Here is a 14399-nt window from a genome sequence, read left to right as displayed (position 1 = left end):
TTATTTACGCCAACCAATTTAGTCTTGTTGCCACAAATTGCATGATTCTGGAGTCAACCCAGAATTATTGGATGTGACAGTAGGTGCAGAAGCTATGAGCAGCACCTCGCCATTTTTACCTATTACCCACCCTTGAGCCTCGATTATAGGAGCCGACATAGGAGGAGATGCGATCGCATTTCTTCCTGTCCGAGAGCGACTTATTTTCGGGTCAAGAGTAACTAAATTTACCTCAATTGCATCACCCTTAAGTATCTCACTGGGATTGTCTGGCAAGCCACCGCGTCCTGTGGTAACAAAACTACTAGTCTGCTCACCTCTGGGAGTACAGCCTTGAGCAATTTGTTGTGAGGCATCAACTAAATTTGTTGGCAGTTGGGCTAATCCCCAACTAGGGTCAACATCAGATGTAGTAATTTCTACATTACCACTGAACTCACGACTTACCCCTGTAGCGGTAATATCACTCGTTTGCTCGGATGGCAAATCTCGCAGTTGAGTCCCAAAAATACCTTGGGCATTAATTCTGATATTCCCTCCACGGAAGTTAGTAGAATTAGCGCTGATGTCACTATTTTGATCGGCAACTAGAAAATAAGTGTCAATGTTGATATTACCACCGATGACATTTTCTCCAATGGCGTTAGTTCTGATGTTACTATTGCTACTCATCGCCAAAATTTTTGAGTTAATACTAATTGTCGCCTGCTCTAAGTTGGGTTCCACTTGAACGTTGCGTGTATTAGCGCTGAGTAAAGCGTTGTTGTTTAAGCGGATAAAGTTTGCATTTACTGTCATATTGCCTGCGGTTCCTGTTCCAGAACTCTGCACGCTGACCCTAGCTCCATCTCGCACTAGCAAGGTATTAGTTGTAATAGTCAAATCTCCTGCATCCCCTGTTGAGTTTGGCTGTGCTGAAGTAAACAAGCCACTACCAAACCGATTATCTGCGCTTCTACCAATCAGCTGCACGTCAAAAGCATCAACGGTTAAATTTCCCCCTTTACCCGCACCAAATGTACTCGTAATGACCTGTGCCCCTCCTTGAATGAGCAATTTCCCTGTGCTAATTGTCATGTCTCCTGCATCTCCGGTTGAGCCTGGGTTTGCTTGAGTAAGCAAGAAGCTAGTACCAGTCAGTTGTACAATATCTGCTTTTATAGTCAAATTCCCACCCTTACCAGTCAGAAGTGTACCAGCGCTAACTGATGTCCCATCTTCTAAACGTAGGTTGTTAGTGTTAATTGTTATATCACCTGCTTTTCCTGGGCCAAGTGTTGAAGCGCTAATCCGTCCCCCTTTCTGCATTAATAACTCACGAGTATTAATTGTCAGGTCGCCTGCATCACCTGTTGAGTCTTGGGCAGCACTAGTAAACAAACCATTGTTACCAACAATTTGTATAGAATCAGTGGCATTTACTGTCAAGCTTCCTGCCTTACCCTCACCGAAAGTTGCAGTAGTAATTTCGGCTCCCCTTTCCAACACTCGTAAATGTTGAGTATTAATTGTCAAATTCCCCGCATCACCTGTTGCTCCTGACTGAACTGTAGTTATTAAATCGCTCCTAATGACTTGTACAGAATTTTGAGCATTAATAGTTAAATCTCCACCTCTGCCCGCACTTAATGTACCAACAGCAACTTGCACCCCATCCTCCATAAGGAAGTCACGGGCGTTGACGATTAAATTCCCCCCCTTTCCCTTTGCTTGTTCGCGTACATTATTGAAGACAAAGCTCCTTTGCCTTGCAACTTTTATTTCTCCTGTGGCATTGAGCGTAATATCTCCTGCAACAGAGCTAACTGATCCCAAACCTTTTGCAATACCAGCACTTAAGAAACTGCCTCCCAAAATCTCTATATTTCGGGCATTGGCTGTAATACTACCACCACCTCCACTTTCTACACTTACACCAGCACTATTCGTTAAAGATATATCTGCTCGCGTTACGTTATCAGGAAAGCCCAAGCTTAAATTGTCGCCATCGACTTGAAGCGTCACAGTTCCACTGTCGGACAATCCTCCCAACTCGACTCTGCCACCATAAGCATTTAGTTGACCGCCATCCATGCTGATATTCCTGCCTACTAGCAGCAAACTCTTACCATCTGGAACACGTAGACCAAACGAATTTTCACCTGCCGGAGTTAGTCCGGCTGGCGAGGTTGAGTTATTTTGAATGGATGCAGCAATTTGATTGAAGAGTAAAGCAGAAGGATTGACTGTCAGCAAAGGCGAGGGTGGTTCTGGATTGTCAGCGCTCAAAATACCTTGAGTTCCAAATTGTATGGCTTTGGCAGTAGTGGCGACAAAGGAACCACGTATATCTAAACGTGCATTTTGCCCAAAAATAATTCCATTCGGATTGAGTAAAAACAGATTGGCTGTACCGTTGGCTTGAATCAATCCATCAATGTTAGAGATAGAGGAACCTGTGACTCGACTGATTATGTTCTGAATATCTGTAGCATTGTTGAAGAGCGCTGTACCTCCAGTTTGGACAGAAAATTGATCAAAGCTGTGGAACAAATTTTTACCCCGTGTTGCTCCGCCCGAAATCACATTAACGGCGGAATCGGGAGTTTGGGGTGTAACTATAGAACTTTCAGATCCTAAAGTGGCATCGGGTACGATCTGGGCTACCGTGGAATCACAATAAGCGATCGCTCCACCTATCATTAACCCACTTACCAAGTACGATTTCCACCTGCAACTGCGATCGCTTGTAAGCATCTGAGAATTTACCTGTTGAACGAAATTTTGCCGCGCAGTCCTGGTAACTAGAAGTGGCGGCTACATGAGACTGTTAATGCATCGGCTTACATTGTTAATGCGTCGGCTTGCATAGTTAATGCGTTAGCTTGCATTGTTAATGTGTCGGCTTGCATAGTTAATGCGTCGGCTTGCATAGTTAATGCGTTAGCTTGCATTGTTAATGCGTTAGCTTGCATTGTTAGTGCATCGGCTTACATTAAAAACGCTACGCTTTTACGCAAAACTGTACTACGCGGGATCTTGCTTAAGTTGATAGCATAAACAATCTTAAACCCCCATAAGGTTTGGATAAGCATTTTTCACTTTCCTTGTGGTCTAGGTAAAGGGTAAAGGATCTATTTAAAGCTTTCCCCTTTAACCTAACCGTATTGTCTTATGCCCCTACCTGATAATCCAATACGGTTCAAAGCGCTAGTTGTGCAAAATCATGGGTTTTGAGACGCGATAAATCGCCGTCTCTACAAGTGTTTTAGTCTTATCTGAACTGTATTACCTGATAATCCACAAACTAAAATCCTAATTTCTCCAACACTGGCTTGGTGGAAACAACGTGCCTTTCTAAACCCAGTTCTTTTGGATTAACCCCAAGTGCTAAAGCAATCAACTGGGGTAAATGCAATACTGGTAAACCTAACTTTTGCTCAATTACCTTTTCCACCTCTGGCTGACGCGAGTCTAAATTTAAGTGGCACAGTGGGCAAGGTGTAACTATACAGTCAGCACCAGAACTCAAAGCGTCTTGAATATGCATCCCCGCCATTTTGAAAGATTGGGTAGTGGCATAACTAGCAAGAGGCCAACCACAACATTGTGTCCGGCCTCGGTAATAAATTGGTGTTGCACCTACAGCCCGAAACATATTTTCCATCGCTTCTGGTTGGAACGGGTCGTCATAAGGCATGGATTTTTGGGCGCGGAGGAGATAACAGCCATAAAAAGCCGCGCATTTTAATCCAGTTAACTTCTGGTTGACACGTTTGGTAATTTCGTCTAAACCGTAATCTGTCACCAAAGCGTAGAGAAGATGTTTAACGTCAGTACTGCCACGATAAGGCGAACAGCCTTCTTTATGCAGCAAGCCATTCACCTGTTCAATGTATGTAGGATCAGTTGTCTTACATTCTTTCAGGTGTTCGTTCACATGACCAATAACACCTTGACAAGTACTGCAATGGGTAAGTAAGGGCAAATTTAATTCTTCTGCTAGGGCGATATTTCTAGCGTTGACTGTATCTTCTAACAGTTGAGAATCTTCTTTAAATGTGCCTGAACCACAGCAAGCAGCTTTTTTAAGTTCAACCAATTCAATACCTAGTGCTTTAGTAAGGGCTTGAGTTGACTGGTAAAGTTCCCGACAGGCCCCTTGAGCAACACAACCAGGGAAATAAGCGTACTTGAGTTTGAGTGTCTGAGATAGCATAGAGGTATATTTGGGTTAGAGCGATCGCTCTAAACAATAACTGTTTTATTACTTCCTTGTTAGCACCAAAATTATGATGTTTGACTTTCAGCGATTCTTTAACCATCTAGGTTCAAAGCCGCAGCGTCTAAATATTCTGATTGCTAGCAAGGCTGTAAATACCGATCGAGACATTGTAAAAAAATTTAGCAATAATTGACAATAAAAGCATTTACACGGTATCGGCGATGGCGTAGCCCGCTCCCATAAACAACTGTTCCCAGAAAAGTTACCCTATTCTTTTGAGGAACAGGAGAGGTTTTCTAACAGAAAAACTCTTGGTAGTATACGGGCGATCGCGCTTGACGATAAGATGTATATGCTCAAAACAATGTCTTCTCTAAAGAGTAGATCCTAGCAACTGGTTAAGGACTTTTATTATTTATGAGCCAAACGGAACTTTTTGAAAAGGTCAAGAAAATCGTCATCGAACAACTGAGTGTTGAAGATGCTTCCAAAATCACTCCACAAGCTAAGTTTATGGAAGATTTAGGAGCTGATTCCCTGGATACTGTTGAACTCGTGATGGCTTTGGAAGAAGAATTTGATATCGAAATTCCCGACGAAGCTGCCGAGCAGATTGTATCGGTTCAAGACGCAGTAGATTACATCAATAACAAAGTTGCTGCATCAGCTTAAAAAAGTTTTGAGTCTCTGTTCGCCCTTGGAGTCTCCGATTAGGAGAAGTTCAGATGGCTTTGTCTCGCTCCCTCTGGGCGTTTATGGCAAAAACCACTGCTTTGACTTTTAACTGAGTGCTGAACAGTTAAAAGTTTAGGAGTTAGAGTTTTCGGAGGCAAAAGTTCGGAGTTTTCTCCATCTTTGGGTGCTTCCAAAACTCAGAACTCAGGACGGGCTAAACCCTAGCTATCCGCTAACATAACTCAGCACTGTTTAATGCCTGCTGCTTTTTCGCCACCTTTAACTGAATCATGACAGATCATACACGTAAACGCGTTGTTGTAACTGGTGTTGGCGCGATTACACCGATAGGTAACACAGCAACAGAATATTGGGATGGATTATTGAGTGGACGCAATGGCATTGACTACATCACATTTTTTGATGCGTCTAGCCATGATTGCCGCATTGCTGGTGAGGTAAAAAACTTTGATCCACATGATTACTTGGAGCGCAAAGATGCCAAGCGCATGGATCGATTTGCCCAATTTGGGGTTTCAGCAGCAAAACAAGCTATAGCTAACGCGCAGTTAGTTATTAATGAACTGAATGCAGAACAGGTAGGTGTCATGATCGGTTCTGGCGTTGGCGGCATTAAGGTATTAGAAGACCAGCAAACGATCTACCTCAACCGTGGGCCCGATCGCTGTAGTCCATTCATGATACCGATGATGATCGCTAATATGGCAGCAGGATTGACGGCAATTCACACGGGTGCTAAAGGGCCTAATTCCTGCCCTGTAACTGCCTGCGCTGCTGGATCTAATGCTGTAGGCGATGCGTTCCGCTTAATTCAAGGGGGATATGCCAAAGCAATGATTTGCGGCGGAACAGAGGCAGCTGTGACACCATTATCAATGGCTGGGTTTGCGGCCTGCAAAGCCCTTTCTTTTCGCAATGACGATCCGGCTCATGCTTGCCGCCCCTTTGACCGCGATCGCAACGGATTTATATTAGGTGAAGGTTCAGGAATTTTAATTCTAGAAGAACTGCAACACGCCCTAAGTCGCGGCGCTCACATTTATGCCGAAATGATCGGCTATGGTATGACCTGTGACGCATACCATATCACTTCCCCTGTCCCTGGCGGATTAGGTGCAGCGAGAGCCATAGAACTGGCGCTCAAAGATGCTAATATAACCCCCGAACAAATTAGCTACATTAATGCCCACGGCACTAGTACCCCGGCGAATGATTCAACTGAAACCTCAGCCATCAAAAAAGCCTTGGGAGAACACGCCTATAAGGTGGCAATTAGTTCAACCAAATCGATGACAGGTCATTTATTAGGCGGTTCTGGAGGTATTGAAGCTGTGGCAACAGTACTAGCGATCGCTAATGACCAAATTCCACCGACAATTAATCTGGAAAATCCCGATCCAGAATGTGACTTAGATTACGTGCCTAACTACAGCCGCGCTCAAAAAGTCGAGGTGGCAATATCCAATTCTTTTGGGTTTGGCGGTCATAATGTCACACTGGCCTTTAAGAAATACGTTTAAAAGAAGTCAGGAGGCAGGAGGCAGAAGGCAGAATTCAGAATTCAGAATTCAGTAATTTAATCCGACTCTGCTCGTTTGCCCAATGCCCTTTGCCCAATGCCCCATGCTCAATGCCCAAAGTATCAGAAATATCATTCCGATATAACTTAAGCGTTCAGCATGACCCAATTATCAGCTTGATTTATCACCATAAACTCAGGAGATCCCGCTTGTCCATCGACAAGCGGGAGTGGGATGATGAGGATACTGTGGGGAATCTAAAATAACCCCAGCAAGAGAAGCTACGAAGAGTGCTAACCCGTCGTTAAAAACAAGAGATTATGACTGTTGCAACCCAATCCGCCAAAGAATTGTCCGTCGAAGAACTGGCTATTAACTCGATCCGCTTCTTGGCTATTGATGCCGTAGAAAAGGCGAAATCGGGACACCCAGGACTACCAATGGGCGCGGCTCCGATGGCTTTTGTCCTCTGGGATCGCTTTTTGAAGTTTAATCCCAAGAATCCCAAGTGGTTTAACCGCGATCGCTTTGTCTTATCTGCCGGTCATGGCTCGATGTTGCAGTACGCCCTACTGTACTTGACAGGCTACGATAGCGTCACCATTGAAGATATCAAGCAATTCCGTCAATGGGAATCCAAAACCCCTGGACACCCCGAAAACTTCATGACCCCAGGCGTGGAAGTCACAACTGGGCCCTTGGGTCAAGGAATTGCCAATGGAGTTGGTTTAGCGATCGCCGAAGCGCACCTTGCCGCTAAATTTAACAAACCTGATACCAAAATTGTTGACCATTACACCTACGTAATTTTAGGTGATGGTTGCAACATGGAAGGTATTTCTGGTGAAGCTGCTTCTTTCGCAGGACACTTGGGATTAGGCAAACTCATCGCTCTGTACGACGACAACCACATTTCCATCGACGGTTCCACAGATGTAGCATTCACCGAAGATGTTTCTAAGCGGTTTGAAGCTTACGGTTGGCACGTTCTCCACGTTGAAGACGGCAATACCGATTTAGCAGCGATCGCCAAAGCAATTGAAGAAGCTAAAGCTGTCACCGATAAACCATCAATGATTAAGGTGACAACCACAATTGGTTATGGTTCTCCCAACAAACAAAACACTGCTGGTATTCACGGCGCTGCTTTGGGTGGAGACGAAATAGCCTTGACTCGGAAAAATTTGGGTTGGGAATATGAGCCTTTTGATGTTCCACAAGAAGCCCTCAACCACACACGCAAAGCAGTTGAACGCGGTGCAGGTTACGAAACCGAATGGAACAAAACATTTGCCGACTACAAAGCTAAGTATCCCCAAGAAGCAGCTGAATTTGAACGCTACCTAAGCGGCAAGCTACCTGATGGTTGGGATAAGGTACTACCCACCTACAGCCCCGAAGACAAAGGACTACCAACTCGTAAACACTCAGAAACTTGCCTTAACAAACTAGCGGCGGTTTTACCTGAATTGATTGGTGGTTCGGCTGACTTAACCCACTCCAACTTGACCGAAATCAAGGGTAAGGGCGACTTCCAAAAAGGGCACTACGAAAACCCCAACATCCACTTTGGTGTGCGGGAACATGCTATGGGCGCAATCTGTAATGGTATAGCGCTGCACACTTCAGGATTAATTCCTTACGGTGCAACCTTCTTAATCTTCACAGATTATATGCGTGCTGCCATCCGCTTATCCGCTCTTTCTCAAGCTGGGGCGATTTGGGTGATGACTCACGACTCCATCGGACAAGGTGAAGATGGCCCCACACACCAACCCATTGAAACTCTAGCTTCCTTGAGAGCCATTCCTAATTTATTAGTGTTTCGTCCCGCAGACGGTAACGAAACCTCTGGTGCTTATAAAGTAGCGATCGAGAAAGCGAAGCAAAACGCTCCATCTCTATTGGCATTCACTCGTCAAAACGTCCCCAACTTGGCAGGTACATCAATTGAAGGCGTAGCAAAGGGTGGATACACCGTAGTAGATAGCGAAGGTACACCTGAAATCATCTTGATTGCTACTGGTTCAGAATTGAGCCTCGCCGTCGGCGCAGCCGAAAAACTCAAGGCTGAAGGTAAGAAAGTCCGTGTTGTCTCGCTACCTTCATGGGAACTCTTTGAAGCACAGGATGCAGCTTATAAAGAGTCTGTTCTACCAAAAGCTGTCACCAAGCGTTTGTCTGTAGAAGCTGGTAGCAGTTTCGGTTGGCACAAATACGTGGGTACTGAAGGCGATTGCGTTAGTATCGATCGCTTTGGTGCTTCGGCTCCAGGTAATATTTGTCTAGAGAAGTTTGGCTTTAGTGTTGATAATGTGTTAGCAAAGGCTAAACAATTGTTGGGTTAATAGCAACAGAATATTCTCAAAATGTTGTGAGGTGGGCATCTTGCCCGCCTTTTTTTTACGCAGAGGGAGATTGTTCATATAGCGATCGCCAAGGCAGCGCTCTTTTCTACTCGCCTTTAGATTCAGTATATAAATAGCCTCTTGTCAAATACTAGTTAAATTAAATACTTGTATCCGATGTTTTTTGTATAAGTCGATAATTGAAAATTTTTTTGATAAGTGTGCTTTAATAGTGGGCGGCTTTTGTTCGTTCATGAATTTTCATCACACAAAACGATCACCGATGCTCCTCACACACAAAGAAAACCTTTTAAAATTTAGCTGGCTTCTACCCAGTTTCTTCAGCTTGTTCCTGTTTGGCTCCACTGTCAAAGCTGCTGCGATCGCTAATTGGCATTTTGATAGCAATCGTAATCATTTAGATTTTACGACAGACGAGAATATTCAACCCAAAGTACAATTACTTACCAATCCAACCCGTCTGGTAATTGATTTACCTGGAGTCAAACTAGGATATCCACAGACTAGTCAAAGAGTGGGGTTAGTAATTAAAGACATTAGCATCGGGCAGTTTAATGCAGATACTACCCGTATGGTAGTTACCTTAGCACCCAATTACACTTTCGACTTAGCACAGGTGAAGCTGCAAGAGGAATCTCTCAATCATTGGTCTGTGCAGTTACCCCAGCCGATACAATTGACTGCAACCCGTCCAAACATTTTAGAAATAACTCCGACTCAATCGAGTATTTCTCCAAGAGTAAGTGATAATAGCACTCTGTTTGCTGGCGTAATTCCTATGCATTCACCGATGAAAGCATTGGAACCGCAGATTAAAGCCTTGATGAATCGTTACAGCTTCCTGAAAACAGGAATGTTTTTCCTAGATTTGGATACTGGGGATTATTTGGATGTTGGGGGCGATCGCGTTTTCCCCGCAGCTAGTACGATTAAATTGCCAATTTTCATTGCCTTTTTCCAAGATTTAGATGCGGGTAAAGTCACCCTTCAGGAAAACCTGACTATGCGACGTGACTTAGTAACTAATGGTTCTGGAACTATGCAGTATGAGCGAGTTGGCAAGAAGTATACAGCTTTGGAAACCATCACTAAGATGATTACCATTAGTGACAATACCGCCACCAATATGGTTATCGATCGCTTAGGTGGAGCTACAAAACTAAATCAGCGCTTCCGTAACTGGGGACTGAAAGATACAGTAATTCGGCATCTTTTAGCTGACTTGAGAGGAACCAACACCACAAGTTCTCAAGATATGGCGCGGGTGCTGGCTTTAGTTGTGAATAACAAGCTAGTTTCTCCACAAAGTCGGGAGCAAGCTTTGGATATTCTGCGTCACACTACAATTCACACACTGCTTCCCGCAGGTTTGGGGAAAGGTGCAGTCATAGCCAACAAAACCGGAGATATTGGGTTTCTCATCGGCGATGCCGGATTTGTGACTATGCCAAATGGAAAACGTTATTTAGCGGCTATCTTCGTCACACGTCCCTATAAGGACACTAGGGGGAGAGACTTTATTCGTCAAGTTTCCCAACTAGTTTACGATTATCTGAATCAGACAAATCCAGTCGCTGCGGTTGGTTCGTCTAACAGTGCTACGAGATAGAAAGCCATCAAAACCTTAACCCAAGCGTATTGGATTATAAGCGACTACTAGTGTCCGCTAATAAACTAAGCTCAGAACTCTTAACTTTCCTACTATACCCCGGTTAATCACTGGGGTTTATTTATTGCTGCTACTCAAAATAAAAAACCCCGCCATCAGGCGGGGAAAAATAAAGTTCAAAATTATCAATGGATAGTCAACAGTCTAGAAGGTGAAAGTTGTTCTGAGTGTACCGATAATTGCATCATCGTTAGCACTGCTCTGACCAGGAGAGGTCAACCAAATTACGCCAGGGGTAACAGAGATGTTATCCGATACGCGATACTTGTAGAAGCCTTCAAATTGATAAGGTACATCATTACCAGCAGCAACACCTACCCGGTTAAAGGAATAGGGCTGTGCACCAGCAAAGAAACCTAGAACGTTACCCTGTTTACCAAAATCAGCTAAAGCAACCCCAGCACCGTATGACCAAGCTTCATAATCATCACCTACACCGAAGCCAGTCACATCGTGGTAAGAGACGAAGCCACTAACGGATAGTTTGTCGCTGGGTCTAAAGGCAGCCGACACACCGTAGGAGTTGCTGGAAGCTGCACCTAGTAAAGCGTTAGATTGCTCAGTACCTACTGCAAAAGGTCTTGCTCCCAAAGCAGTGTTTACATCTGATGCCTCACCCGAGTCGAATAAAGCACCGCCTGCGCTATATCCGTGAACGTAAGTAGCAGCTAAGGCCAAGCGATCGCCAACACTAAAGTTCAACTGTCCTAAAGCAGCATAATCGCCGTTGGTCAGACCTTGACTAAGACCAGGATTATTAGCTTGGGATGCCAAGTAACCTGCGGTGATTGAGCTATTTCCTAAGATGCCGCCACCTTTACCAAGGGGTAGATTGAGCGCTATACCGGCACCGCCACCAATCCGATAGATGGGACTTTCAGAAGCAAAAGCAGACAAAGCGCCGTTACCGCCATCAGTGTTGTCGAAAAAGTAAGGATTGTTGACAGCAGCATAATGGCTGTGTCGTCCACCGCTAGCTGCCAAGTACACATTGGCTGGGCCTACAGGAACTTCATAGGTCAATCGGTCAATTCTGACACTGTTGTTACCAGTGCTACCAATTTCAAATGTTTGTGTGCCTTCAGCAGTGTTGATCAGACCGCCACCGTTGTCAACTTGTGTGAAAGCTGTTGCATTCCCTGCTGCGAGACGAGTATGTAAAATGTCTCTACCAGTGAAGCTGGTTTGCAAGTCTAAACGTACCCGATCTTGGAAGACTGTATTGTTGTTATCACCAGTGTTGCCGCCAAACACATCAGTAACGGCAAAAATGGCTTCACCGACAAGTTTTGTAGTGGTGGAGAATTGATTGGCTTCCAATTCAGCAGTCCGCGCTTCTAGGGAATCTACGCGACCGCGTAGGGTTGCCAATTCTGCGGAAAATTCTTCTTGTAAACGCTGTAGGGTAGCTAAATCTTGTTTCGTCACCAAGTCAGCTGTTGCTGTGGCAATCAACTCGTTAACGCGATCCAAACAGGCGTTCAAACCAGCAGCAAATTCATAACGGGTCAAAGCACGATTACCACGGTAAGTGGCATTCGGATAACCTGCAATACAACCATAGCGTTCAACCAAGGACTGCAATGCTTGGAATGCCCAGTCAGTGGGTTGTACGTCGGAAAATTGCGAAACCGATGTTACTTGAGACTGAGAGTTATTTTGGTTGCCTTCGTTGCTGTAACGATTAACTTGATCTATCGTTGTTTGAGCCAACAATTCTGGCTGTTGGACAACTTCAGCTACACCTACTTGTTTTACTGGTGATACTTCAGTGGTTGTGTTTGGAGCCGCGATCGCTGTTGTCGAAACTAACAACGTTGCTCCCAAAACTGCTGGGCTAACCACTAAGGATTTCCATAATAGATTAGACATTTTTTCTTTACTCCTCACACCTTGTTTAGATAATTGGTTTCGTTTCACCTAATTCTCGAAAATGCGACATCTCATCGAAACCTATGGATGAGGCATAATTGCCCTACTACAATTCTAGTTTTTGCAAAGCTAATAAACGATTAACTTAGGGTTAAAAACTGATGTGATTAACTTATGCAAAAACATATCTTTATATCATAACATTATAAAACATCTGATCTAGATGGCAAGATTGGAGCGATCGGCTTAATAACTGTCACACATAGCTATCTATATATCTAAGCAGGGAGTAAAGTTTAGGGCATTCAGTTCCTACTTGGCTAAATTGCTGAAAGTCTTCTATACTTAGAATCTTGCAGATAAAAATCACTTCTTACACTTAGCCTGTAGAAATTGCACACCAGTTGAAATCCACTGGCTCGGCCATAACAAACATAGCAAAGCCTTTCAGGAGGGTCGTTGCCTGGTATTTTTGGAATAAAAAACAAAATCAGGAATCAAGTTTTTTGAAACCCGCGCACTTTCAAGAAAAACGCATACCTTTACTCTCAATCAAGCTACGGGTTAGTTTTCCCTCATGAGTACAGATATGCGTGTTTTGTCTTTGTCGCTGTTACTTTACAGTCGCCTGGTGCAAGATATCAGAAGAAATCACTTATTTAATTTGAGAAATCGTCTGCGCTACATCAAAGTCTGCCTGTGTTAGTCCGCCTGCATCATGGGTTGTGAGTGTAATCTTCACTTTGTTGTAGGAAATCTCTATGTCTGGATGATGTCCTGCTGACTCAGCTGGTTCCACCAGTTTATTGACGAACTCAATTGCTTGGATAAAATCCTTGAATGTGCGAGTAATATACAACTTAGATTCTTCGACAGTCCAACCTGACAAAACCTTTGCCTGCTCTTGAATTTCCGTTTCCGTGAGTAGTTGTGTCATGTCAAAAAATTCCTACTTATATATTTGTTACATCTTGCATTTGACAGAAATAGACCTATTTAATTTTCCACACATAAACTATGGGAAGATCAGCTAATGCCTAATGCGTGTGTGTATATTTAAATCAGGCTTGGTAAATAAATGCTGTAGCTCACATCGGGTCATACTCCAAGGTTTGATGCAAGATATTTTTAATTTTAAGAAAACTTAAACGCATTGGCTTTATTCATCGCGTGTATTGCTATCTAAGTTTTAAAAAGTCACCCATAAAAAACTATCCGCTCTGATCTGGATCGGATGATCTAAATCAGAGCGGTCTAGCGGGTCTTCAGGTTGCAACCAGACTGCCGGAAGGAACTCCGAGCTTGCCTAGCTACTTGAGCTAACTTAGTATCTCAAAGATGACTAAGGCTAACTTTTAGAGAACAGCCCCGGCACACAGCCGGCTAACTGCAACCTGATGACCCACGCATTTACTACTTTCTATCATGGGCATCACCTCCTTATTGCCTAAGCGGTCTTAGTTTTAAAAGGGCAGAGTATTTACTCTGGGTTTATAACCTTCACCTAACATAACACATAAATTTAGAGATATTAGCTATATATAAAAAAATCTCCCGCCTTTTGGTGGGAGATGACTGGAGAATGGGGAATATTGACACTTTTTTAGCTTATGCCAAGGAGATTATTTAATCTGGCTGATGTCAATTTTCGGCAACCATACAACTGATTCAAATCATGGTCAGCTTTTAATATTACAGAGCATTACCGCGAGGTAGAACTTCTTCAGGGAATACAAACTGTTCGTGGGGTTGATCTTGAGGAGCCATCCAAGCGCGGATACCCTCGTTCAGCAAAATGTTTTTGGTATAGAAGGTTTCAAACTCAGGGTCTTCCGCCGCCCGTAATTCTTGGGAGACGAAATCATAAGCCCGCAGGTTGAGTGCTAAACCGACGATGCCGACGGCACTCATCCACAAACCTGTGACTGGCACGAACAACATAAAGAAGTGCAACCAGCGTTTGTTTGAGAAAGCAATCCCGAAAATCTGTGACCAGAAACGGTTTGCTGTCACCATTGAATAGGTTTCTTCAGACTGGGTTGGATTGAAGGCGCGGAAGGTGTTAGCAC

9 protein-coding genes and 1 pseudogene are annotated in these 14399 nt (G+C 44.0%); 4 read left to right on the top strand and 6 right to left on the bottom strand.

Features of this window, described 5'->3' with window-relative positions; genetic code table 11:
- Positions 1 to 18: 18 nt before the first annotated feature.
- The 3 genes from IQ274_RS00045 to IQ274_RS00040 all read right to left on the bottom strand — a co-directional run bounded on the left by IQ274_RS00045 (position 19) and on the right by IQ274_RS00040 (position 4198).
- The gene (locus IQ274_RS00045) at positions 19 to 2697 is read right to left on the bottom strand and encodes a filamentous hemagglutinin N-terminal domain-containing protein (RefSeq protein WP_193866978.1); all 2679 of its coding nucleotides are present in this window, start codon (positions 2695 to 2697) and stop codon (positions 19 to 21) included.
- A 125-nt stretch (positions 2698 to 2822) separates the two neighbouring features.
- Positions 2823 to 2954 carry a hypothetical protein gene (locus IQ274_RS37170; protein WP_265578499.1) on the bottom strand — a complete coding sequence of 44 codons (132 nt, stop codon included), beginning with the start codon at positions 2952 to 2954 and terminating at the stop codon, positions 2823 to 2825.
- Positions 2955 to 3286: 332 nt separating this feature from the next.
- Positions 3287 to 4198, bottom strand: a complete 912-nt coding sequence (locus IQ274_RS00040; protein ID WP_193866977.1) for a CoB--CoM heterodisulfide reductase iron-sulfur subunit B family protein — start codon at positions 4196 to 4198, stop codon at positions 3287 to 3289.
- A 423-nt stretch (positions 4199 to 4621) separates the two neighbouring features.
- Between IQ274_RS00040 and acpP the strand changes: the two genes are divergently transcribed.
- From acpP to IQ274_RS00020, 4 genes are all read left to right on the top strand, one after another.
- On the top strand, positions 4622 to 4876 hold the full coding sequence (acpP, locus tag IQ274_RS00035; protein ID WP_012410880.1) for an acyl carrier protein: 255 nt from the start codon (positions 4622 to 4624) through the stop codon (positions 4874 to 4876).
- A 293-nt stretch (positions 4877 to 5169) separates the two neighbouring features.
- On the top strand, positions 5170 to 6420 hold the full coding sequence (gene fabF / locus IQ274_RS00030) for a beta-ketoacyl-ACP synthase II (protein WP_163930239.1): 1251 nt from the start codon (positions 5170 to 5172) through the stop codon (positions 6418 to 6420).
- Positions 6421 to 6740: 320 nt separating this feature from the next.
- Positions 6741 to 8768 (top strand): transketolase, encoded by a 2028-nt coding sequence (gene tkt, locus IQ274_RS00025; RefSeq protein WP_193866976.1) that lies wholly within the window; start codon positions 6741 to 6743, stop codon positions 8766 to 8768.
- A 283-nt stretch (positions 8769 to 9051) separates the two neighbouring features.
- Positions 9052 to 10398: a serine hydrolase gene (locus tag IQ274_RS00020; protein ID WP_175586746.1), complete on the top strand. Its 1347-nt coding sequence runs from the start codon at positions 9052 to 9054 to the stop codon at positions 10396 to 10398.
- A 204-nt stretch (positions 10399 to 10602) separates the two neighbouring features.
- Here IQ274_RS00020 and IQ274_RS00015 read toward each other — a convergent pair whose 3' ends face one another.
- From IQ274_RS00015 to IQ274_RS00005, 3 genes and pseudogenes are all read right to left on the bottom strand, one after another.
- Complete coding sequence (locus IQ274_RS00015; protein ID WP_163930235.1) at positions 10603 to 12330, bottom strand: iron uptake porin; 1728 nt, start codon at positions 12328 to 12330, stop codon at positions 10603 to 10605.
- A gap of 655 nt (positions 12331 to 12985) precedes the next feature.
- Entirely contained in the window at positions 12986 to 13267 is a 282-nt protein-coding gene (locus IQ274_RS00010) for a 4a-hydroxytetrahydrobiopterin dehydratase (protein ID WP_114085681.1), read from the bottom strand.
- Positions 13268 to 14022: 755 nt separating this feature from the next.
- Positions 14023 to 14399 (bottom strand): annotated as a pseudogene (locus IQ274_RS00005) (photosystem II D2 protein (photosystem q(a) protein)); the annotation flags it as partial.

The sequence above is a fragment of the Nostoc sp. LEGE 12447 genome (assembly GCF_015206985.1).
Lineage (GTDB): Bacteria > Cyanobacteriota > Cyanobacteriia > Cyanobacteriales > Nostocaceae > Nostoc.
The sequence above is the reverse complement of the archived record's forward strand: the minus strand, read 5'-3'. Positions and strand labels throughout refer to the sequence as shown.